Annotated in this window: 21 protein-coding genes; 8 read left to right on the top strand and 13 right to left on the bottom strand. The window is 43.2% G+C overall.

The window, feature by feature from the left end:
* Positions 1-282: 282 nt before the first annotated feature.
* The 3 genes from GGD38_RS13940 to fabF all read right to left on the bottom strand — a co-directional run bounded on the left by GGD38_RS13940 (position 283) and on the right by fabF (position 3,629).
* On the bottom strand, positions 283-1,152 hold the full coding sequence (locus GGD38_RS13940) for a DUF6089 family protein (RefSeq protein ID WP_375300223.1): 870 nt from the start codon (positions 1,150-1,152) through the stop codon (positions 283-285).
* A 334-nt stretch (positions 1,153-1,486) separates the two neighbouring features.
* A complete protein-coding gene (locus GGD38_RS13945; RefSeq protein WP_375300222.1) occupies positions 1,487-2,128 on the bottom strand; it encodes a carbohydrate-binding family 9-like protein in 642 nt (213 codons plus the stop codon).
* A gap of 259 nt (positions 2,129-2,387) precedes the next feature.
* The gene (gene fabF / locus GGD38_RS13950; protein WP_375300221.1) at positions 2,388-3,629 is read right to left on the bottom strand and encodes a beta-ketoacyl-ACP synthase II; all 1,242 of its coding nucleotides are present in this window, start codon (positions 3,627-3,629) and stop codon (positions 2,388-2,390) included.
* 98 nt (positions 3,630-3,727) lie between these two features.
* Between fabF and GGD38_RS13955 the strand changes: the two genes are divergently transcribed.
* On the top strand, positions 3,728-4,141 hold the full coding sequence (locus GGD38_RS13955) for a winged helix-turn-helix transcriptional regulator (RefSeq protein WP_375300220.1): 414 nt from the start codon (positions 3,728-3,730) through the stop codon (positions 4,139-4,141).
* A gap of 40 nt (positions 4,142-4,181) precedes the next feature.
* On the opposite strand, the gene GGD38_RS13960 is transcribed toward GGD38_RS13955, so the two are convergent.
* Positions 4,182-5,732, bottom strand: coding sequence for a S10 family peptidase (locus GGD38_RS13960; RefSeq protein WP_375303834.1), 1,551 nt, complete (start codon positions 5,730-5,732; stop codon positions 4,182-4,184).
* 147 nt (positions 5,733-5,879) lie between these two features.
* On the opposite strand from GGD38_RS13960, the gene GGD38_RS13965 reads away from it, so the two are divergent.
* A complete protein-coding gene (locus tag GGD38_RS13965) occupies positions 5,880-6,659 on the top strand; it encodes a (Fe-S)-binding protein (RefSeq protein ID WP_375300218.1) in 780 nt (259 codons plus the stop codon).
* An 87-nt stretch (positions 6,660-6,746) separates the two neighbouring features.
* Here the strand turns inward: GGD38_RS13965 and GGD38_RS13970 are convergent, their stop codons facing one another.
* From GGD38_RS13970 to GGD38_RS13990, 5 genes are all read right to left on the bottom strand, one after another.
* The gene (locus GGD38_RS13970; RefSeq protein ID WP_375300217.1) at positions 6,747-7,565 is read right to left on the bottom strand and encodes an ABC transporter ATP-binding protein; all 819 of its coding nucleotides are present in this window, start codon (positions 7,563-7,565) and stop codon (positions 6,747-6,749) included.
* A gap of 4 nt (positions 7,566-7,569) precedes the next feature.
* A complete protein-coding gene (locus GGD38_RS13975) occupies positions 7,570-8,370 on the bottom strand; it encodes an ABC transporter permease (RefSeq protein WP_375300216.1) in 801 nt (266 codons plus the stop codon).
* Positions 8,371-8,381: 11 nt separating this feature from the next.
* On the bottom strand, positions 8,382-9,956 hold the full coding sequence (locus GGD38_RS13980) for a phosphate ABC transporter substrate-binding/OmpA family protein (protein ID WP_375300215.1): 1,575 nt from the start codon (positions 9,954-9,956) through the stop codon (positions 8,382-8,384).
* A 63-nt stretch (positions 9,957-10,019) separates the two neighbouring features.
* Complete coding sequence (locus GGD38_RS13985; RefSeq protein WP_375300214.1) at positions 10,020-11,039, bottom strand: hypothetical protein; 1,020 nt, start codon at positions 11,037-11,039, stop codon at positions 10,020-10,022.
* 65 nt (positions 11,040-11,104) lie between these two features.
* Positions 11,105-11,896 carry a hypothetical protein gene (locus GGD38_RS13990; RefSeq protein ID WP_375300213.1) on the bottom strand — a complete coding sequence of 264 codons (792 nt, stop codon included), beginning with the start codon at positions 11,894-11,896 and terminating at the stop codon, positions 11,105-11,107.
* Positions 11,897-12,032: 136 nt separating this feature from the next.
* Here GGD38_RS13990 and GGD38_RS13995 point away from each other — a divergent pair, with 136 nt between their 5' ends.
* From GGD38_RS13995 to GGD38_RS14005, 3 genes are all read left to right on the top strand, one after another.
* A complete protein-coding gene (locus GGD38_RS13995) occupies positions 12,033-12,608 on the top strand; it encodes a hypothetical protein (RefSeq protein ID WP_375300212.1) in 576 nt (191 codons plus the stop codon).
* An 80-nt stretch (positions 12,609-12,688) separates the two neighbouring features.
* Positions 12,689-13,516: a helix-turn-helix domain-containing protein gene (locus GGD38_RS14000; RefSeq protein ID WP_375300211.1), complete on the top strand. Its 828-nt coding sequence runs from the start codon at positions 12,689-12,691 to the stop codon at positions 13,514-13,516.
* Between the two features lie 69 nt (positions 13,517-13,585).
* On the top strand, positions 13,586-14,707 hold the full coding sequence (locus tag GGD38_RS14005; RefSeq protein ID WP_375300210.1) for an epoxide hydrolase family protein: 1,122 nt from the start codon (positions 13,586-13,588) through the stop codon (positions 14,705-14,707).
* Between the two features lie 56 nt (positions 14,708-14,763).
* Here GGD38_RS14005 and GGD38_RS14010 read toward each other — a convergent pair whose 3' ends face one another.
* A complete protein-coding gene (locus GGD38_RS14010) occupies positions 14,764-17,622 on the bottom strand; it encodes a TonB-dependent receptor domain-containing protein (protein WP_375300209.1) in 2,859 nt (952 codons plus the stop codon).
* Between the two features lie 146 nt (positions 17,623-17,768).
* On the opposite strand from GGD38_RS14010, the gene GGD38_RS14015 reads away from it, so the two are divergent.
* Positions 17,769-18,695, top strand: coding sequence for a phosphoribosylaminoimidazolesuccinocarboxamide synthase (locus tag GGD38_RS14015; protein ID WP_375300208.1), 927 nt, complete (start codon positions 17,769-17,771; stop codon positions 18,693-18,695).
* A gap of 51 nt (positions 18,696-18,746) precedes the next feature.
* Here the strand turns inward: GGD38_RS14015 and GGD38_RS14020 are convergent, their stop codons facing one another.
* Positions 18,747-19,283: an STM3941 family protein gene (locus GGD38_RS14020; protein WP_375300207.1), complete on the bottom strand. Its 537-nt coding sequence runs from the start codon at positions 19,281-19,283 to the stop codon at positions 18,747-18,749.
* A gap of 118 nt (positions 19,284-19,401) precedes the next feature.
* On the opposite strand from GGD38_RS14020, the gene GGD38_RS14025 reads away from it, so the two are divergent.
* Both GGD38_RS14025 and GGD38_RS14030 read left to right on the top strand, forming a co-directional pair.
* A complete protein-coding gene (locus GGD38_RS14025; RefSeq protein ID WP_375300206.1) occupies positions 19,402-19,815 on the top strand; it encodes a DUF3592 domain-containing protein in 414 nt (137 codons plus the stop codon).
* A 91-nt stretch (positions 19,816-19,906) separates the two neighbouring features.
* Positions 19,907-21,019: a lactonase family protein gene (locus GGD38_RS14030; RefSeq protein ID WP_375300205.1), complete on the top strand. Its 1,113-nt coding sequence runs from the start codon at positions 19,907-19,909 to the stop codon at positions 21,017-21,019.
* Between the two features lie 759 nt (positions 21,020-21,778).
* Here the strand turns inward: GGD38_RS14030 and GGD38_RS14035 are convergent.
* Both GGD38_RS14035 and GGD38_RS14040 read right to left on the bottom strand, forming a co-directional pair.
* A complete protein-coding gene (locus tag GGD38_RS14035) occupies positions 21,779-22,822 on the bottom strand; it encodes a rhodanese-related sulfurtransferase (RefSeq protein WP_375300204.1) in 1,044 nt (347 codons plus the stop codon).
* A gap of 161 nt (positions 22,823-22,983) precedes the next feature.
* A complete protein-coding gene (locus tag GGD38_RS14040; protein ID WP_375300203.1) occupies positions 22,984-23,526 on the bottom strand; it encodes a hypothetical protein in 543 nt (180 codons plus the stop codon).
* Positions 23,527-23,584 lie beyond the last annotated feature (58 nt).

Consider the following 23,584-nt stretch of genomic DNA (forward strand, 5'->3'; position numbering starts at 1 on the left):
TTGGGGACTATTAAAACGCACCAAAAGACGGTTTAGTATGTTTAGTAAATAAAAAAACCGGAAGAGTTTTCTTCCGGGTCTATTTTAGTTCTTAGTTTTTAGTTCTTAGTTCCTCTACTGCAGGCTCACGAGAAATAGCTGCAAGTTTCGAGTTTCGAGTTTCAGGTTTCGGGTTGCCGCGATGGTGTTCAGTATAGCGAAGCTGTATTTGCTTGTAGCTTACGGCTTATAGCTTTTGGCTTTTTGTTTACAACCTGGAACTTGAAACCAGACGATATTCCCTTATAAAACATTCGGACAACCCAATCTGTTTCTTCCGCCTTTTGAGCGGCCGAACGGGCTGCTGCCGCCATTGCCTGAACCTAAACCTATGTATAAAGTGAAGCCGGTAGTATAATACCAGTCGTCATACTTTGGACCACCACGCACACTACCATCGGCGGGGTATGTTGAAGTGCTGCCTTTTAATTCATCGGCCCTGAAGGCCATTTCCACGGCCTTGGTGCCACGCGCCTGGGCAAGCGCAAACTGATCAACATATGTGTTGCTTACATCATCGAGGTGATCGGTGAAAGTTTTGCGAACAGCTACCTCGTACGCCAGTACGGTGTTTTCACTGATCCTGAATTTAACGCCTATTCCGAAAGGAATGGCAAATTGTGTCAGCTTGTAAGGTTTGCGGTCGGGGTATTGTTCAAGCCCCTGCCCTTCGGTACTAAGCGGTTTCAGGAAAACTTTGTTACCCAATGTATCGTATGCATATGGGTTGAAATGAAAAACCGAAACACCGCTGTAGATATAGGGCGATACCTTTCTATCTTCCAAATTCAATACTGTGTACTCGAGCAACAAACTTCCCTCATTGATCTTTGAGGCAAAGCTGAGGTTACGGGCACGTAATAACGGATCACTGCTCTTTTTATCATCACCTTCTATACTTGCGTGATTATACGCCAGGCGTAAAGCAAGATGGGGAGAAAAATCGTACTTAATACCCGCGCCAAACGCAAAATTCGATTGCTGTAAAGTAAACTGATGGTCCTGCAGGTCGCCGGCATAATTCGAAAGGCCCGCAGACAGGGTTACGTGAAAACGTTGTTGAGATACGGCTACCAATGGACATAGAATGCTAAGAAGCAAAAACTTTCGCATGCAAAATTTTTTAATTAATGTTTTCAGAGAAAGTCTTCAGGGGATAGCGGACTCCAGCTAATACTTAGATTAAAAGGTAGATACGTGAAATTTTGAACTGGGGTAGGTAAGCAAAATGTAAGCCACAATTTGATAATGTGCTAATTTGCTAATGTGCTAATGCTTTGTGTGCAAACGGCTCATTGTCCGTTGCCTCACGCAAGTTAATGTGATAATGTGATAATTCGACAATGGTGCTTTCTGCGCTGCAGGCTTACTTTCCGTAACCTCGCGCAATGGCGAGCCTGTATTCCATTATCGAATTATCACATTATCGAATTATCAAATTGGCTAATTACTCAAATTCAAGCGTGCCGAAAAACTCGCGTAAATGAAAATTAGGTTGTGGCCATTGGATGTTCGACCAGGTTACAAAATGCGGTTCGGGTAACTCATCGCCGCATTTATAAAAGTTAGCAACGCAGTTTTTACCTTTTAGGGTTTGAATATTGTGAAAGTGAAATGCTGCAACCGGTATCATCAGGGTTAGTTCCCAACCAATGGTTTCCTGGTTGTGGTCATTTGTGAGCACCGCTTTATATTTTATCTGCTGACTTACATCGGGCGGTAAAAATGTGCGGTCCTGGTTATTTTCTCCATACCCTATTAAATGGGCGCCAATGCAATTGAACTCAAAATTGTAATACGCAGGTTCCTCATCAAAACCAATAAAGAACTCAACACAACTGTCTTTATATACAGGTGAATTCAGGGTATTATTTACAGCTCTTACCGTTTTTTCCTTTACAAAATATTTGATGAACACGGCATCGTTACCATGTGCCATTGAGAACTGCACACTGGGGTGATAGGGATATTCGGCCCAGGGCGCATACGCCAACTGCTGCCTGGGGGCATTGTCGAGCACCGTAGAAATCTCACGTAAAGGCGTATGCTGACTAAGACCGTTCAGATAAGGAACACGCAAAAAACTCATACTATAAAGCCGCTTCTTTTTGTTTAAAGAAGCCGAAAAATTACTCCATAGCATTGACTTGAAAAACTATAATTGCGCAACCGTTTGTTTGAAAAAGCTACAGGCAAGAAGAATCCAGTTAATGGGTAACCGTTTTATTTCTTAGAATGAGAAGTAGGAAATACGAAGTAGGATGTAAGAAATACAGGCTTTTCTTACATCCTACCTCCTACTTCTGCCCCTGTTTTGTAACAAACAGTCCCATTACCCAACAGTACAATTATATTCGTTTAAACACAACTATCCCGTTATGCCCCCCAAACCCAAACGTATTACTCATAGCCACATTCACTTTCTTCTCCATAGCCTCTTTTAATACTATTTGTACACCGGCGGGCAATTCGGGATCGAGGTTTTGTGTATTGATGGTGGGAGCAATAATGCTTTCGTTTATACTTGCTATTGATGCAATGGCTTCTACAGCACCGGCAGCACCCAGCAAATGCCCGGTCATCGATTTGGTGGCGTTTAAATGTACTCTCGACAGGTCATTTCCAAATACCTTTGTAATAGCTGCTATTTCGCTTAAGTCGCCTACAGGTGTAGACGTGGCGTGCATATTTACGTAGTCAACATCACTTGCATTAAGACCGGCATCCTTTAAAGCAAGCCGCATTGCCTGGGCAGCGCCCAATCCTTCGGGATGGGTAGCCGTCATATGATAGGCATCGGCTGTCATGGCGGCGCCGGCTACTTCAGCATATATTTTGGCGCCCCGCTTGCGGGCATGCTCATACTCCTCCAGCACGAGAGCGCCGGCCCCCTCGCCCATTACAAATCCATCGCGGTCTACATCGAACGGACGGGAACCTGTTGCGGGATCATCGTTCCGCTGACTCATGGCCTTCATGGCGCAGAATCCGCCTATTGAAGCATCGCTGATAGGCGATTCGCTACCACCGGTAATGAACACTTTTGCCTTGCCCAGCCTGATGTAATTCAGCGCATCCATAATAGCCGTATTGGAGGTAGCGCAGGCCGAAATAGTTGTATAGTTAATACCCATGAGGCGGTATTTCATGGAGATCATACCAGAAGCCATGTTGGCGATCATTTTGGGGACAAAATATGGACTGAACCGCGGATTGCGTCCGCCTTCAACATACTCTGTCATCTGCTCTTCAAAGGTTTCCATACCACCCTGGCCGGTTCCCCAAATAACACCGGTATCGAAGGGGTCCATGGTACTGAAATCGAGCCCCGAATCTTTAATAGCCTGATCTGCCGCTATCAGCGCATATTGCGTATACAGATCGGTTTTACGTAATTCACCTTTATCAAGGAAGGACGCAACATTAAAATCTTTTAACTCACACGCAAAACGTGTTCTGAAACGTTCTGCATTAAAGCGGGTGATGGGCGCCGCGCCACTCGCTCCCGCCCATAAATTCTTTATATAAGTAGGTACATCGTTACCAATGGGCGTTAATGCACCCATTCCGGTTACTACAACTCTGTTCATAATTATTAAAAAATTAACCACTTGCAAAACACAAGCGGCAACAAAGATAAAGCAAACTACTTTATATTTGCAAGTGGTTCTAATTTAAATTTAACAATATGCGATCTGATTGCCCCCTGAATTATGGCATTGAAATATTCTGCGATAAGTGGTCGTTGCTGATCATTCGCGACCTGATGTTCTTTGGAAAGCGGTATTTTAATGAATTCCTCCACTCCGAAGAACATATTGCCACCAATTTGCTGGCCGACAGGCTCTCCATGCTTGAAAAGGAAAAGATCATTCGCAAAAGCAAAGATACCCAGCACAAACAAAAGATCGTATATAGTTTAACAGAAAAAGGCATCGACCTGCTGCCGGTTATCTTAACTATTGGGCTCTGGTCTGAAAAGCATGCCGACATTAAGCTAAATCCCGGTAGAGATATTATTCTTGGTGAAGCGAAGAAGGGGCTAACAAGGGGGATCGATAAAATGAGAAAAAAACTTATTAAGGAACATGAGGTTGGTTGACGAGTTAACTAGTTAACAAGTTAACTCGTCAACCCGTTAATTAATATTTAGCTGGTTTACTGCCAGGAATAGCATTCAAAATAAAATCCCTCAAATGCTGATTGGCTATAGCCAGGTCTTCTTTTCGCAAGTACATCATATGGCCGCTGCGGTAGCCTTCCCACGTTAACCGCCCTTTTAATTTTCCGGCCGCATCTATTTGCCACAAATTGTATTTGGCGTTGAAGTAATCACAGGCGCCATCATAATAACCCGATTGCACAAAAACATGCAAATAAGGGTTCATGGCCATGGCCTGCCGCAGATTTTCACCGGTACGGTCATTCGAACGGTCCCAGGGATGAACAGGGCCAAACATATAGTACTTCAAATCTGTTTTATAACGCAGCTCATCGCGCAAATACATATTGATGGCCGGCGTAAACGCATGCAGCCAATGACTGATCTCTGCATTGTAATCAGGTGCAACGCCTGCATCTTTACGATCGATACCCAGGTAGCGGCTATCAAGGCGGCCAACGGTAAATCCTTTATCGCGCAGCAGTTCTTTCCAGAATGCATTAGGCAATATTTCAAGATTGTTCTGTACAATAAATTGTTGCGACAAACCCGAATAACGCGCCATTTTTGCAGCAATGGCTGTTCTATCTGCATCGGTTAAACTACCGCCTTTGGTAAGCGCAGGCACCAGTTCATTTACTGTAAAAGCTTCTACTTCGGGCAATACGGCGGTGAGGTCTTTGCTTTGCAGGTCGGCCGGTAATTTTTTATGGTACCAGGCGGTAGCTGCAAAATAAGGAAGGCTCAGCGCTGCATCAACCGGGCCGGTGCGTTCGATACCCAGCTCGGTTGGTGAAACCAGTATTACGCCGTTAAGGTACATCCACTGGCTGTTTTGTAATTCAAGGGCCAGGCCACTTACGCGGGTAGTGCCATAACTTTCACCAATAAGGAATTTTGGCGATGCCCAGCGTTTATTTCTGCTAACAAAAGTGCTTATCCAGCCGGCTAGGTATCTTATATCGGCATTCACCCCAAAAAAAGTAGCGGGCGCAATGTCTTTATCGGCGGGGCGCGAAAAACCGGTATTCACGGGATCAACATATACAATATCGGCTACGTCGAGTATGCTATGCGGGTTATCGCGTAAGCCATAGGGTTGAATGGGATAGCCTTCATCATCTATCTTTAGCATTCGCGGCCCCGTGTAACCGATCTCCATCCAAACAGATGAGGTACCGGGCCCACCGTTGAATGAGATCACCAGCGGCCGGGTGGATTGATCTTTTATATCGCTTCGTTCGTAATAAGTGTAAAATACGCCGGCAAGCGGTTTGCCACTTTCATCCCAAACGGGCATGGAACCAGCCGTTACCGTGTATGGCACACGCTGCCCTTTTATGGTTACAGCATTGGAAGTAGTAACGCTGCTGTCGAGCGCCAGCCGAACGGTATTTGTATTATCTGCTGGTTTCGCCACCCTGGGTGGTGCAGGAGCAGGTGCAGATTCAGGTTCGGCCCGCCTTTGAGCCTGCAGGCTTAGTGCAAAAATGCACGTAAAAGGTACAATGATGAATAGTTTTTTTCTCATGATGTGTGTAGTTTCCGTTTTCAGGTATGTAAATATACCGGTTCCCTGCACATACAAGATAAGATATACACAAATGGTATTATGATCGTACGATGTATGATTTGCCACCATAAACTGTATATTTGAGCACATAAACCGGTATACCACATGCAAATACGAACTGTTGCTGAAATGATTGCCGCCGGCACCCCGCCGGATGTACTGTTTTGGGTCGGCTGTTCTGGCAGTTTCGACCAGCGTGCTCAAAAGATCACTAAAGCATTTGCAACCATTCTTACCAAAGTTGGGATCAATTTTGCCGTACTTGGTAAAGAAGAGTGCTGTACAGGCGATCCTGCGCGCCGGGCTGGTAATGAATTTATGTTCCAGATGATGGCCTACCAGAATATTCAGATCCTGAATAACTACGGTATCAAAAAAATTGTAACGGCCTGCCCCCACTGCTTTAATATTCTTAAGAACGAATATCCCGAACTGGGAGGTAATTACGAGGTCATTCACCATACCACCTTTTTGCAGCAACTTATTGATGAAGGAAAGATAACTTTGAAGGAAGGCGGTGCGTTTAAAGGGAAAAAAATAACCTACCACGATAGCTGTTACCTGGGCCGCGCCAATGATATTTATGAAGCGCCCCGCAAAGTGCTTGAAGCATTGGATGCCGAACTGGTTGAAATGAAACGCTGCCGTACCAAGGGCTTGTGCTGTGGTGCCGGTGGTGCACAAATGTTTAAGGAAGAAGAAAAAGGCAACCTGCGTATTAACCAGGAACGAATTCAGGAGGCGCTGGAAACCGAATCGAATATAGTAGCCTCTGCCTGTCCGTTTTGTAATACCATGTTAACCGATGGCGTAAAGCAAAAAGAGAAAGAGGAGTCGGTGAAGGTGTTGGATGTGGCTGAGTTGGTGGCCGCCAGCATGGAATAAAAAAATGCGGCAGACATCTATTAAACGTCTGCCGCGCAGCTGTGTATTCAATTATCACATTAGCAAATTATCACATTATCACATTGGTTATTTCTGGTTTCCTTCCATCACATCTTCTACATACGCTACGATCTCAATAAATCGTGGGTCTTTACGAATAGCCCTGTCCCTTGTTTTTGGTAACTCGGGGCGCAGGTGTTTAATAACCCGGCCGGGGTTTGCATCCATGATATAAATATCGTTTCCAAGCAGAACTGCTTCACGCGGATCGTGTGTAACCAGCACTACGGTTGGGTTAAGATCGGCCAGTTCGCTTTTCTGGAAAAGATCGAGCAAAAAGAATTGCATTTTAGCCCTTGTAAAACCATCCAGTGCGCCAAACGGTTCATCCAACAATATCATACTAGGGTTGGCCACCAGGCTTCGGGCAATGGCTACACGCTGCAACTGGCCGCCCGATAACTGGGGTGTTTTTGCAAACTTGTTTTCGTGCCCTTCCAAACCAACTACCTGTATCATATGCATAGCTTTCTCATGCGCTTCCTTTTTTGATACACCTTTTAACGTAAGCGGCAAAGCCACGTTCTCAAGTACAGTGTACCACTCAAGGGAAGAGTATTGTTGAAACACCATGGGAATACTTTGCTTGTCGCCAATAGGTTTACCGCCAATCAATACTTCACCAGCGGTAGGCTTTTGCAAGCCCGACCAGTAACGTAAACAGGTGCTTTTACCACAACCCGATTTACCCATTATTACTACAAACTGGCCAAGGTTCTCATAATCTTCTATAGCTAAGCTGAAGTCGTTGAATACAACGAAATCCTGTTGCTTTTTATCATCAAAATAGGATTGATGGATATTGCGAAGTTCCAATATAGGAGGAAGCCCACTTGACTGGGTCATGCTGTTATTGGTATTTGAATTTGAATAATAATCTGTCTATGATCTTAAATATCAGGTCTTGTATAATGCCAATAGCAACAATTATAAAGATCACGGCATACACTTTTCCAACGTTGCTTTGTCTTTCGCCCAGGAAGATAAGGCTACCCAGCCCGCCCTGAATGCCGGCGAGTTCAGCAACGATGATATACGTCCAGCTGATACCTACCAGAATGCGTATATCATCTGACAGGCGTGCGATCACCGACCGCCATTGTACATGTATGAGTGTTTGCCATGCAGAAGCGCCCAGGGTTTTCATCATTTGCAGGTGCGTGGCCGATACTTCATCTATCCTTTGCACAACCACCGGCACCAGGTATACCCAAATACCAAAGGCCAGGAAGTTGATCTTGGTAGCCAATGTAAGACCGCTTATTGCTATGAATATTCCCATCATGGCAGTGATAGGTACAAAACGAAGGGCGTTGATCTGGTGACTGAACATGCGCCTTAGCGTTGGGTTCAACCCAATGGCAAAACCAAATGCAATGGCGCCAACAATACATTTCAAATAACCTATAAGGTTAATGCGTACCGAAAAAAGAATGTTCTTCCAAAGATTGTCTTCCTTCTTCATCTCACTCAAAGCACTAAGCGTTTTTTGAGGAGTTGGCAATACGTGGGTATTGATGAGGCCAAAATTGGTGATCACGAACCAGATCGCCAGGATGATCAGCCATCCTGCCAGCTGCACCAGTGAAAGGTGCTCTTTCAGGAATTTTTTAACTACAATTACCGGTTTATTTTCGGGGCTTTTTGTCATAATGATATTGGTTATTTCTTTGCTACTGGTTTTTCCCAAATGAACTGGAACTCGGTACGGCGGTTACGGGCTTTACAGGCTTCGTCCTGGTTGTCTTCACAACCCTCTACCGGTTTTTTTGAACCATTACCAATAACAATGAACTTGTTTCTATCGAGGTGATATTCATTCACCAGGTAGTTAACCACTGAATTAGCTCTGTCGAGCGATAAGCGGTCGTTATTTTTTGCCAAACCGGTATTATCGGTATTACCTTCAATACGCACATATGCTTTTTCAAAACCCTGCAGCAATTCTTTTATCTCTCTGTCGATAGTTACTACGTTATCTTCAGTAAGCTTGGCTGAGTTACTGGGGAACTCCAGTTTTACCACCTTGCTGCTTTGCGCCTGTTGTGTTTTCATTTCGGGTGTTGGCGCCTGGAAGGTCTCAGCTTTTGCAGCCGTTTGTTTGTTGTCCTTAGAAAAATCAGGGTCATTGCTCAACTCCTGAATAACTGAAGGATCAGATACATTTCTCCAGGGAGCTGGTGATTTAGCCAAACCAATTTCAGTATACTTCACCGCCATTCTTCCATACATTCTTTCACCGGTCATACCAGTGTAAGTGCTGTTCAAACCAAAGAAGTTTACGTTATCGCCCAGGGTTGAGAAATATACTTTGTCGGCCGATTTTGCAGCCACATCCTCAGGGAATTTGAAGCCTTTTGCAAAAAGGGCATTCGCCTCTTTTTTAGCAGCGGCATCGGTATTGATCTTTGCATTACCCTGTAACCAGGCTTTCACCAGTTTTGTAATTACCACTCTTTTTGCATCGAGATTTTTTTTCTTTACTAAAAGACCATCGGCAATGATCTGGCTGGCAACGGCGCTGCTCACCAGTACTTTTGCACCGGGTAAGGCTGCAACGCAATCCTCATCATCGGGCGCCCATACAAGTGCAGCATCACACTGACCGTTCTTGAATGCAGTAGCTGCTTCAACACCATCGGCTACCTGGTAGCCATCGATATCGGCCATTTTCATATTGGCTGTTTCAAGCACGTTCAGTAATAAGGTGTGCGAAGCTGTACCTACAGCGTAGGCAATTTTCTTTCCTTTCAGGTTACCAACTTCGTCAATTCCTTTACGAACAACAACGGCATCGGCACCATGGCTTTGGTTTACCTGCATGATCTGCACAACGTCATCTGCACGCAGTTCGCTGCTTGAACCCATTTCTACAGGTAACGCATCGGTGGTACAATAAACCAGATCAAGATCGCCTGAGTGCAGGCCGGCTCTTGTATCTTTTACCGCGTCCATTTGTTTTATCTGCAGCTTTATTCCAAAACTCTTATACAGTTCGCTGTTCTCATTGGGGTCCATACCACCGTTCATCAATACAATACCTTCTACGCCGGTAAATGTATTGTATGCAAGTACCAGGTCGGGCTGGCCGGTGCTTGCTCCGCTTATAGACACTTTTCCGTCTTTTGAAGTGCCCCATTTTTTAACGGCAAAATATCCTATTCCTAAAACGGCGAGTAATATTGCCAGATTACGAATTGCTTTAACGGTCTGGCGACCTTTAGGTGTTAATTCCATGACTGATTGATTCGGGTTAAACGATCTAAAAAAACGTTTATTAAATGAATGATTTGAATATTGTTATTTAAGCAGGTCCTGGTTGGCAGATAACCATGAAGTATCAAGGCCGCCATCATTTGAAGAGGGTTTTGTATCCTTGTTATCCATGAATGCAAACACATCTACTTTATTGCTGTATTGCTCCAGCAGTTTTTGACCAGCATCGTCCATGATACCGTTTTCGGCTTCCATCTTCATCAGTAATGTTTCATGATCGTGGATCATCATCATTACTTCGGCTTCATTTTCGGCAATGCGATTACGTGTTTCTTCAAGTGTAATGGTCTCAAACTCCGATACACCTAACAGGCTCGATGCGCTTTTTGCGGCTTCGCGCCATGTTTCTGAAGTTTCCAGCTGATCGCGTAAGCGGCCAATGGTATTGGATACAGACTCTGTGCTGTTCTGCAGGTTGTTATACAGGCGATCGAAGAAATTATAGCTTTTAAGCATTTTTTCTTTATCGGCCTGCATGCTTTCCAACAGCTTTCTATCTTCAGCAGCTTCGCGCCCAAAGTGTTTTGCCTGGTCTTCCGCCTTTTCACGGGCATGGGCATCTGCTTTTGGATTTTCAGCCTGCTTTTTAAATTGTGTGGCGTAGTCGAGATTGTCTTGCATGGATTTCTTTCTATCCACCATTTTCCTTTCGTGCAGGGTAATTGCACTCATCATTTTGTGAATGCTGCCATTGAATTTGGAAAGCACTTCTCTACGATTGGCTACTACTACTTCAAGCATGTCGGGCAGGTTGGTTTTAATTAACCAGCGTGTCATTTTCCGCACCATGCCTTTCCATAAGTTATAAAGCACATTACGCATTACAAACAGGGTACCTATTACCACTGCGATAACGAACAATTCTATCAACGCAATACCGAAGTCGATCCAGTTATGGATGATCTGCGTAATTTTTGGCAGGAAAAACAAACCGATACCAAGGAATGCGATAATAGCTATTGCGGTAATAACCATCCGCATTTTTTTCTCGTCATTCGTTTCCAACGTAAAGATGTTAGAAGAACTTTTTACCATGTTGCTCATAGTATGATAAGTAATTGTTTTAAGGGTTAGTCGTGAAATGGATCAATATGTTACAAAATACACTATCAATGATGGGTGGAATTTAGTTGCGATATGTCGGCATCTATGGCGGTCACCATATAATTATGGGCCATAGCTATTTGTTTTTCAGCACGCTCTATCTTTTCAATGCTTTCCTTTCCGAGCGTTTTGTTCACTTCGAGCTGGGTTTGCTCTTTTGTGATCAACTCCATTAATTGACGCTCCTGGTTTTTCAGTTGCGTCAGTTGGTCCTGCATTGTTTTCAGGTTGTTTTGGTGCGCCTGTAATGCATCCTGCCGTTTTTTTAGTTGTTTTTCTTTTTCGGCGCCGGCGCCATTCAGGAACTCAACTTTTTTCTTCTCAAGAATATCTTTGTATTGCTTAGCCGTTTCGAGCAGTCTTGATGCGGGAACATTCATTGCTTCAAAACTTGTTAATACTGCCTGCAATATAACGTTGGGCGGTGTACCCTTTCCTATCTTCTGGTACATTGCCTGCATTTGTTTACGAAATTCGAAATAGTCGGGCCCCGGGAAGTTTTGTTTCGCCAGCTCGTCCTCAAAAAATTTAATAAAGGCGGGGTCTACACTTTCGGCAGTATTGCTCACCGGAGTGCTGGTAGTTGCAACGGGTGTTTGGGCCGGCGTGGCGCCAGCTTTGGTATCTGTTGTTGCCTCACTACCATAAAGCGGAAAGTAAGTTGGTTCAATCGATTGCTGCTGTTGCTGTTGATCTTGTGTTCCCGAACTGCCGGCCTTTTTTTCGCCTTCTTTTTTTACAGGTTCCTCCTCTTTCTCAATGAAACCTTTTTGTTGCAGGAATTTTTTGAGTGACATGGTATATGTATTATGAAATTGTGTGTTTTAAACGCTAATTTCGAGTTTTTATTCAAACTGAAATCATTTATAGTCTGGTTGCGAGCCAAAAAATAGACGTTACACCGGCTTTTACCGAAAAACCACTATAGTAAATATGGCAATCACCCCCCAGCGATTTACCGACGTATTAAAAAAATTGCAGCTTTATGCTGAAAACCAGCTCGGATTAAAAATAATTGACACATCTGACCTTGACCCCTATTTTAAAGGCGACCTCGATGGGGCAAGAATTTGGATAGCCAGTGCTCTCGATGATGAGGAGGAACTTTTTAACGTACTTCACCTGGTGGGGCACTCTATACAATGGAATGTAAGCGACGAACTGCGATCATTAGGGTCTGTATTGCATGAGAAACCCGATGATGCTACTTTGCTAAGATTACAACAATACGAATGGGAAGCCAACTGTTATGGCATTTTTATATTGCACCAACTGGGCGTGTATGACCTTGACGAATGGCTTACTGAAAAATATACCGAGGACATGTGCTACCTTACCCATTTTTATAAAACCGGTGAAAAACTGAAAGAAGTAACTGATGTTAGCCGGGCTTATCAATTCAATCGCGCACTGCAGGATAAAACAATTCCAACTTTTACAGCATGGTCGAACCCTGAAAAAAGAAATGGTATTGTTATCGATTTCACCAATGCGCTCAATAAAGTATAACCGCATTTAATTAAAGCATAAAGAAAAAGGATCGCAGCGATGCGGTCCTTTTTTGTAATTTACAAAAATTACTTGCCGGTTTGATCTTCAAAAAACATATTCCCGCTTATCCGCTGTCGCAATACATACAGCACATTTTATATATAAATGGTCCCCAGCAGGTGCCGTATTTAATTGAATTGCCCGATGCAAAGCTGAACCTTGTTATTGAACTGGAGAATGATTCGGTAAATACATTGTATACCGATAGCAAGTTACAGGGTGAGCGCACCATGAAGCGGGGTTGGGTTTCGGGTTCCAATGCCCAGGCAGTTGTTTACAAAAACAACATGCATTCCACCATTGTAAGCATTCGGTTTACAATCGGCGGGTTTTATGCACTTACCAAAATACCCATGTCTGAGATCATTTATCCCGGTCTGGAAATAGATCTGTTATTAGGCAACACTGCCAACAAGCTTTATCAGCTGCTTATAAACGAACCGGAGATCGACAAAATATTTGAACATATAGAGCGCTACTTTATAAATTATATTGCCGATAACAGCTTTGAAACGTCACTGGTTAAATTTATTGATAAACATATCGACAGTCCTATCGACTGGCTTGTTCACAAATCGGGTTACTCGCATAAACATGTAATACAGGTTGTGAAAAAGCAAACCGGCTTTTCACTTAAATATCTGCAACGGCTTCACCGGTTTCGCAAAGTGCTCAACGCTATTCAACAACAGGGCCCAAACATTAGCTGGACCTCCATAACCTACGATCATGGTTATTTTGATCAGGCGCATTTTGTAAAGGAGTTTATTCATTTCACAGGGTATAGCCCCGCCCAATACTTTAACATTCATACCGGCTCTGATCATAATAAAATATTTTCTGATATCAAACTGATCGGGGGATAGGTAAATTTTTTACAATGCCACGTGTTCCCTGGTTTCTACTTTTGTCATGCACCAACAAACAAAACAAACATGGCAAACATTAACCGATTTACGATCAATGTACCGCAGGCAGAAATAGAAGATCTTTTTGTAAGAATAAAGCAAACCAGGTGGACAGAAGAACCAACCGGCGCCGGCTGGGGATATGGAACCAACTCAGGATACCTTAAAGAATTAGTACAGTATTGGAGCAATGGTTACGACTGGCGCAAACAGGAAGCCTGGTTAAACCAGTATGACCAGTTTACAACAGAAATAGATGGTATAGCTATTCATTTTGTACATGTAAAAGGAAAAGGTGAGCAAAGAAAACCGCTGTTACTGATACATGGTTGGCCCGATTCATTTTTTCGCTTTTACAAAGTGATACCCTTACTAACGGAGTTCAACAATTCTTTCGACTTAATTATTCCTTCCCTTCCGGGTTTTGGCTTTTCAGGTCACACGGCTGTCAATAGCGATAAGTCGGGCGAAATATTACATAAATTAATGACGGATGTTTTATCCTATGATAAATACTTTATAGCAGGCGGCGATATGGGTAGTGTTGTTGCCAAATCAATGGCCAATCAATTTCCGCAACAGGTTAAAGCAATACATATTACAGATGTGGGTTATCCCGATGGCAGTGAGGACTGGAGTGTTATGTCGCCTGCTGAGCAGCAGTTTGGACAAACTGTACAGCATTGGTTTTTTACTGAAGGGGCGTTCAATATGCTGCAATCAACAAAACCGCAAACGTTGAGCTATGGGTTAAATGATTCGCCGGTAGGCCTCGCAGCCTGGATTTTAGAGAAATTCTACGCCTGGAGCGATAACGGCGGCGATATAGAGAACAGCTTTACAAAAGACGAATTAATTACCAATATAATGATCTACTGGGTAAGCCAGAGTATCAACAGCTCTATTAGAACGTATGCAGAAAATGCAAGAGCTTCTTATATGGGCGGTTTACAATCTGCGAAAAAAGTAGAGGTGCCGGTAGGTGTTTCGCTTTTTCCCGGCGAGGCACAGTTCCCTCAGGAGTGGGCCGAAAGAAAGGTGAATGTGGCAAACTTTAGTAAACCCGAAAAGGGCGGACATTTTGCCGCCATGGAAGTTCCTTACCTGTATGCAGTTGAGCTCAAGAATTTTTTCGAAGGCAGAAGTTAAAAAAGCAAAGGCTGTCTCTTACCGGGAGACAGCCTTTTTATATTCATACTTACAAATTAAAACACATTATATCCAACGCTCACATAATACAAACCGCCTATACTTGGGTTACCAAAGGCAGTGGTGTAATACTTATTGGTGAGGTTGGTAGCGCCCAGTTTAATAAGGCTTTTGATCTTTGGCAAACGATAGCTAACCTGTGCATCGAGCGAGCCAAAAGATTTCACCTGACCGGTACCAAACGTTCCTTCCCACAGCATTTCATCCTGCCAGCGGTACAAAATATTAAAGCCCCAGTTGCTGCCATTCACTTTTTCATTACCGAAAGTAACGTTGAAGCGAACTTTAGGGGTATTGAAGAAGGTTACCAAACCTGAATCAACATCATTCAACTGATCGCCCGATACGTTAACACCAAAGTCGTACCCTTTGCTAAAGCGATAGTTTACGCTTAGGCCCCAGCCTAACGCATTTACTGTATTTTCTGAGTTGTCAATAAAAGAGTAGTTTTCGGTTGTAAATGGACTTTTTAACTGAGTAGTATCAGTGCCTCTATTTATCGGCCGACCTACAGCTTTACGGCCCAGAAAATCCTTGTATTGGCTGTAATAACCATATGCATCTATGAGCAAATTTGGGGTAAGTAAACCTCGATAACCAACCTCATATGAGTTGGCAATCTCAGGCTTCAAGGTACCAAAGTCCGCCACCTGCAACAACTTGTTATTACCTGTGGCCCTATAGGCAGTAATACTTTCTGCCGTGTATGCCGGGCTTGTATCAAAATTATAAAACGAATAAAAATCAGGTAACCCACCAATAAGTTTACTTGCTGGTGTTTTCAGATTTATCCATTGATCCTGCGTTGAAGGGAAACGATAGGCCTGCTGATATGATAAGCGGAAACTATTGTCTTTTGCAACTTTGATCAATGCAGTAGCTCGCGGCGTAAAGCGGCCTTTAAAGTTTTCGTTCTTATCGTACCGGCCCGAAAAGGTTAATTTCAGGCGGTCTTCAATAAGCCATTTAGATACCTGGGCATACCCTCCTATTTCGTTGATACCGATGGTGCCGGTGCTATCGGCAAATATGGTGCCTTTTGAGTTGAGCACATAGCGACGAAAGTTAGCGCCTATCAGTACTTCTGCAAATTTAATTTGCTCAGTGAGGTTATACTGACCTTCGAAATGATACATGTCTGATTTGTCTGCAAACTTAGCGCCGTCTTTGCTGATAGGTGTATTTACCGCATTATCAAATGCTGTTTCAAATCCGTCTCCGCCGGGAACAAGTGCTCCAACTTGGGCAAAGTTTCTTGCTTCAGCATGTGCTGCAGCCTCAGTAGCGCCGCCTGCACGTTGCTCTGTATACTTACTCAGATATTGATTAAACCAGGCAGCATCCGTTTTCCAGGCCCGGTTTATGGCAACTGCGGCAGTCGTAGCAGTATAAGCATCGCCTGAATTTTCCTGAATGGTATATCCTCTTGCAAACCAGTTTTTGCCTTTAAACTCTAGTTTATACTGCCCCATTTTCAGGTTCTTTATAGAATAGCGATCGGCGCCGGTATACACAGTGGTACCAGTTCCCCAATTACCGGCTAATATAACTTCTGTATTCTCTGTAATTTTATAATGTAATGCACCTGACACTTTCACATTGTAGGTATCATAATCAACCAGATCATTTTCATTATAACCGCTTCTGCTTACATTTGAACCATACCAGTTCCTGGCTAATCCATTAGCCAATGCATAATACCCCCCATATGCAGGCCGGCTAGCATAATAGCCAATTATTTCCTGTGGTGTAGGTGCACGCCCTAACGTTGGGACCAATGCAGCAACTACACTCTGAAGTGTGGTATTTGTGGGACCGAATAATCCCGCCTGCGCCAATGAGCCCAGATTGGCGCTGGCCTCATCGCCAAACACATTCACCCCATCATAATTGGGATCTGAATTGCGATCGCCATCCTTCAATCCGCTAAACACGTTATTCCGTTGCAGGTTGCGGTAATCGGTAGCCTGCCAGTCATCGGCTTTTACAAATTGACCTGAAACTCTGAAGGCAAATTTTTCACTGATCTTTTTTGCATAACGAAGCGACCAGTCGTAATAAGGAGTGGCATTACTTTGCGCGGGATCGTTAAAATGCATAAAGCCTTGTTTTCCCTGAACACTTAATCCCTGGTACTTCCATGGGCTTTTACTGCTCATTAACAGCGTACCATTCATACCGCCCGAACCATACAATGCAGATGAAGCGCCCTGTAACAGTTCAACGTTGTCAACATCCAGCTCGGTAAGCCCAATGATATTACCCACGCTAAAATTTAAACCAGGCGCCTGGTTATCCATACCATCAACCAGCTGGTTGAACCGCAGGTTACCACTGCCGTTAAAACCACGCGTACTGATAGTTCGGAAGGTAAGACTTGATGTTGTAAGGTCTACCCCTTTCATGTTGGCAATTCCATCATAATAATTCGGCGCAGCGGCGGCGCGTACGGCGCCAACATTCATGCGTTCTATTGACACAGGCGATTCCAGAATGCGTTCCGGAACGCGGCTGGCCGATACAACTACTTCGGAACCCAGGTCGGAACCGGGCACAAGGTCTACTTCCAAAGGAACGCCGGCAGCAGGCACAGCTAATTCTTTAGGAGCAAAACCAACGGAAGAAAATTCAAGAGTCAGGGGAAACGCACGGGATGTGGTTAGTTTAAAAGTACCTTTTTCATTGGTATAAGTTCCAGAACCGGTTCCCTTAATAGCAACCGTAACAAAGGGAACGGCTTCTTTGGTCTCACTATTTCGTACGGTTCCCGAAATAGTACTAGTTTGAGCACTGGCAGCAATCGTCAAAAATAAGAGCAAGGATAAAGCTGCCAGGCAACGAGGGCATTTACTCATAGCATGGAGTTTTTATGGTTATAGAGCAATAATACGACTTGTAATATTCAACAGAAAAATTAATTTAATCACATCTTGTTGATTTTGTTGATATTTCGGGAATTCTTTTTTTTCATCATATTCTATAGTGCTGGTATCTTCGGCCCATGAAATCATTACAATTCCCACAGCAGACGAATTTCTATAAAGGTAAGGTCAGAGATGTGTATACCATTGAAGATCAGTGGCTGGTAATGATAGCCAGTGACCGCATTTCTGCATTTGATGTGATTTTACCCCGTCCCATTCCATATAAAGGACAAGTATTAAACCAGATCGCTGCATACATGCTGCAGGCTACCCGCGACATTTGTGCCAACTGGTTAGTAAGTGTACCGGCGCCTAATGTATCGATTGGTAAAAAATGTGTGCCATTCAAGATAGAGATGGTGGTGCGTGGTAATTTAACGGGCCATGCATGGCGTACCTATGCCAGTGGAAAACGGGAACTGTGCGGTGTACCCCTGCCCGAAGGCATGAAAGAAAATGACTACTTCCCCACCCCTATTATAACGCCCAGCACTAAGGCCGAAGCAGGACACGATGAAGATATATCAAAAGAACAAATAATTGCTACAGGGTTGGCCACTGCCGAAGATTGGGCTATACTTGAAGATTATACGCTGAAATTGTTTGCCCGGGGTAAAGAAATTGCCGCCAAACAGGGATTAATTTTAGTAGATACAAAATATGAATTTGGTAAAATTGGTGATACCGTTTACCTGATGGATGAAATTCATACCCCCGATAGCAGCCGCTATTTTTATGCCGATGGGTTTGAAGAAAGACAAAAAACCGGCGAACGCCAGCAACAGCTGAGCAAGGAGTTTGTACGCGAATGGCTTATTGCCAACAATTTTATGGGCAAGGAAGGACAAACCGTTCCTGAAATGAGCGATGAGTGGATAAATACAATTTCTAAAAGATATATTGATTTGTATGAGAAGGTAATTGGGGAGAAGTTTGTGCCACAGGACCTTTCAGAAGAGGAAACTTATAGCCGTATCGTGAATGAGTTGGAGAAAGTGAAGTAGCTTGACGAGTTAAAATAGCAGCCCCGGTGTTTACAATACACCGGGGCTTTTTTATTTGTATTTTTCAAAACATGAATTGATTAAATTGAGCAGGTCTTTATGATTCGTCTTCAAACCATTTGTTGAAATATGTATAGGCGAACCATAGCTTTTTAAATTTACCTGTAATAATTTCTTCTTAAAAATATTTGTTTCCCTCGAAATATACTTTTCGGGATCTACAAGACCTATTGTAACGAAGTGTTGTTTTTGAACTGTTCTTTCATAAACTTGTAAAATGTCTGACCATGGTACAAGCCCAAACCTGAAAGCACTTGAATTGTCATAAATTCCCTGCTCATTTATAATAAGTCCGGGCTTTTTGTCGAACAACTTTTTCGAAAAGAAATAAATGCCAAACACTCCCATAATCAGAGAACCATAAGCTGCCAAAGCCTTTACAAAAGCGTTATTGAAAATTGGATTACTAACCTGTGGGTTTGCTATGATCATCCAGGCTCCGCCTGCAAGGAATAAAATACTAAAGAATAAAAGCTTTGTTAGCTTTGTTTTACTGAGTGGAATTTCAATGTCGTTATTTTCTGCCATAAGTTAAGATTACAAAAAATTACTGATATCTTATAGCTTTGCACGTTTGAAAAAACCAGTATAAATACAGGCCCCGATATTTTCAGAAATTCGGGGCTTTTTATATTTTGTGGGTACTATGGGATACGCTATCACTTTCATTGCCGGCCTTATTTTACTTATCGTTGGACTGGTTCTTCTTCGTAATCGTATTACATTTATAAAAAATGGAATGATAGCTATTGCAATGGTAAAAGAGCTAAAAGAAGTAACAGACAGCGATAATAGTACATCGTACAAGCCGATCTTTACATTTACCACCCACAATAATGAAAAAAGAATATATGAGCACGATGTTTCAAGCAAGCCCAGTAGCTGGTATGTTGGGGAAACAATAAAAGTGATTTACGAAAAAGACAACCCTGCGAAAGTAGTAGTACTTACTTATTTTGGCGCATTTGGTTTAATTGTAATTTTATTATCTTTTGCTCTGATTCTCGTTTGTTTTTCAGCCGGCTATTATTGGTCCCAACATTTTTTCAATAAATTGTAACAGGTAATAAAACAAATAGTCTTCCGCATATTTGTCAACTCGTCAACTTGTCAACTCGTTAACTTATTAACTATTTCCCTAACTTCCGTGTATGAAACACATATGGCTCAAAACTTTATTGCTTGCGCTTCCTGTAATTGCTGATTGCCAAATGAACTACTTATTAGTGGGAACCTATACCAAGGGTAAAAGTGAAGGATTGTACGTATACAAAATGAATAGCCAAACCGGGGAGGTGGTTGCCGTTAGTAATGCAAAGGCGGCCAATCCATCCTACCTCGATCTTAGTCCCGATGAAAAATTTGTATATGCCGTTAATGAAGATGCCAATGACAAAGGCAGTGTATCGGTTTTTGCATTCGACAAAAACAATGGCACCTTAAAATACATCGATAAACAAACAAGCGGTGGCGACCATCCCTGTTATGTAGCCGTAAACAAAACCGGCAAATGGGTGGCGGCAGCCAACTATACCGGCGGCAGCTTTTCAACCCTGCCTGTAATGGCCAACGGAACGCTGGGCGCCCCAACAACCATTCAACACACCGGCAACAGCGTTGATAAAAACCGGCAGGAAAAACCGCATGTGCACTCCACCGTTTTTTCGCCCGACGATAAATACCTTTTTGTAAGCGACCTTGGTATTGATAAAGTAATGATCTATTCCTTTAACCCCGGTAGCGGCAAACCAGAACCGGCAGCGGTACCATTTGTGGCCACAACGCCGGGCAGCGGCCCCCGCCATTTTACCTTTCACCCCAATGGCAAACTGGCCTACCTGGTTGAGGAAATGGGCGGTTCGGTTTCTGCTTTTAAGTATAAAGACGGGAAGCTTACGCCGGTGCAGCATATTTCAACTTACCCCACCAATTACACCGGTAAAAAATGGAGTGCCGATATTCATATTTCACCCGATGGAAAATTCCTGTATGCTACCAATCGTACACCATCGAACACCATAGCTACTTTCAGCATCGATACCCAAACCGGCCAGTTAAAACCATTGGGGCATGTATCAACCGGGGGCGACGTACCGCGGAATTTCACTATTGACCCATCGGGTAATTTTTTACTGGTAGCCAACCAGGAAAGTGACAACATCGTGATCTTCAAACGCGATAAAAAAACCGGACTGCTCACCGATACCGGAAAGCGCATAGAAGTAGGCAACCCCGTGTGTTTGAAATGGGCGAAAAGCCAATAGACAATTGGCAATAAGCAATTGGCAATTGGCAAGCCTTCAACTTCCCGCCAAGGGCCGGGCATACACCACTCAGAAGCAATTTGCAATAAACAATTGGTAATCAATTTTATTCTTTAAGCCGTTTTGCAAAGAGATCGTCATTCTTTGCAAAACGGTTTTGATATTTTAATAAAAGACGGATTCTTTAAAAGGAATCCCAAAACCTTTCAACAATTCCAAGAATTTTAAAGGAATTAAGGAAAGTTGGAAAGGATCCTCGAAAGGTTGAAAGAAAACGGAAATATTTAAAGGAATTGAGAAAACCCTGAAAGAATTCGGGAAAGTTTGAAGGAAAACAGAAAAGTTGGAAGGAATTCGCATTTCCCTGAAGGAATTCAAAAAAGTTTAAAGGAATTGGGAAAACCTGGAAAGAAACCAGAAAAGCTGAAAGGAATTCACATTTCCCTGAAAGAAATCAGGAAAGTTGGAAGGAATTCGCGTTTTCTTACAAGGTTTCCTCGCAGATGGCTTACAACGGGTCGTTGCAGCCTTACAACGATGAATTGCAGCCTTGCAATGAGTTATTGCAAGCTCACTTCGGTTCAATGCAAGCTTACAATGCCCCATTGCAACCTGTTTAATGGTCGTTGCAGCTTAACAATGCCATATTGCAACCTGATTTCGGTCCATTGCAGCCTTACAATGGATCGTTGCAGCCTGCAACGGCGTATTGCAACACAACAATGGTGCGCTACACATCTACTTTAAATGAATTGCAACTTATTCGTCCATTTGACCAAGCCTTGGTCTTAACCGCGCACGCGATTTATTGAAGATGTTGCGGCCTTTATCGATGCCTTTACGCAGTTCTTTTCTTTCTTCTTCGGGTAAATGAATAAAATCCTGGCATTCCTTGCTGCAACAACCTTCGTGCTTTTGCTGGCACTCCTCACACTGTATAAATAACAGGTGACAGCCATCATTGGCACAGTTGGTATGTGTATCGGCAGGTTTGCCGCACTGGTGGCATTTGGAAATGATCTCGGGTGTAATACGCTCGCCCAACCGGTTATCGAACACAAAGTTCTTACCTATAAATTTGCTATCGAGCCCCTGTTCTTTTATTTGTTTGGCGTAATTGATAATACCGCCTTCGAGGTGAAATACATTTGTAAACCCGTGATGTAACATGTAGGCGCTGGCCTTTTCACAACGGATACCGCCGGTGCAATACATGATGATGTTCTTATCCTTCTGGTCCTTCAACATATCAACCGCCATGGGTAATTGCTCGCGGAAGGTATCGCTCGGCACTTCCAGCGCTTTTACAAAATGGCCTACTTCATATTCATAGTGGTTGCGCATATCAACCACAATTGTTTGCGGGTCGTTGAGCAGGGAATTCATTTGCTCAGCATTCACATACCTGCCTTTGTTGCTCATATTGAACGTTTCATCGGCAATACCATCGGCCACTATCTTTTCACGCACTTTTATCTTCAACACCCAAAACGATTTGCCGTCATCGTCAACAGCAATGTTCAGGCGCAGGCCATTCAATGGTTCAATGGTATACAGATAGGTTTTAAATGCTTCAAAATTGCTTGCAGGAACGCTTATTTGGGCATTAATACCTTCATGTGCCACATAGATGCGGCCAAACACTTTTAAGCCCTCTAAATTCCTGTAAAGCTCGTTGCGGAATTGCTCTGGTTCGGCAATGGGGAAATACTGATAAAAAGAAATGGTAGTACGGGGTTCGGTTTCCTGGTACAAACGTTCTTTCAACTCCTTCTGGGAGACGCGGTTGTGTAAAATAGCCATATTTTAATTTTTGCGACTGCTTGCAGGGCAGTCAAAAATTTTTAAACGCGGCAAAGATAAGAAATCAATATGCAATGGGCAATACACAATTGGCAAGGGCTCCTTAAATTCGAAACCTCTGTCAATTTTGCGAATTGCCAAATGTCTATTGCCTATTGATTCTACAGTCCTTTTTCCTTTTTAATAATGCCTGTAACCTTTTTCATGGTCATTCCTATAAATGAAGAATGCCAGCCGCTTTCGGGAAAATGTTCACCTGTAACCCGGTCGTAGAAATAAAAATCAATACTGGTTACATTTGCCGATGGGGAAACCGAATGACTACGTGTGCCTGAAATATCCCTGGTGGTTATGGTTGTTTTAGTTGAACCCTCATAGCTGTTTAAACTGCATATAAGAGCATATTTGTATACATTAGTATCCGCATATTTTGCCGGGTTTTCTATGATCTCTTCCATTGGAACAATCTCATATTTGTAAGGGTAATGCTCCTGCAGCGACTTATCAAGCTTTTTGGTAGCGCCTTCATGCTTTTCGCCGGGCTTTTTTACGCTGGGCATTTCGGCCACCAGCAGTATATGTTTCTTAGGATCGAAATTGGTTGGTGTAAACTGGCCGCCACTTCTTGTTTGGGCAGTTACTGCCGGTATGGTAACCAGCATAACTAAAGCGCATATGGTCATTTTTTGCAAACTAATACGCATAGGTAAAATGTTTAGCTAAATATAACCAATTGTTGCTTCCGGTTCAATGTATGCGCCA

This window comes from Niastella sp. OAS944, assembly GCA_024809215.1.
In the GTDB taxonomy this organism is placed as follows: Bacteria; Bacteroidota; Bacteroidia; order Chitinophagales; family Chitinophagaceae; genus Niastella.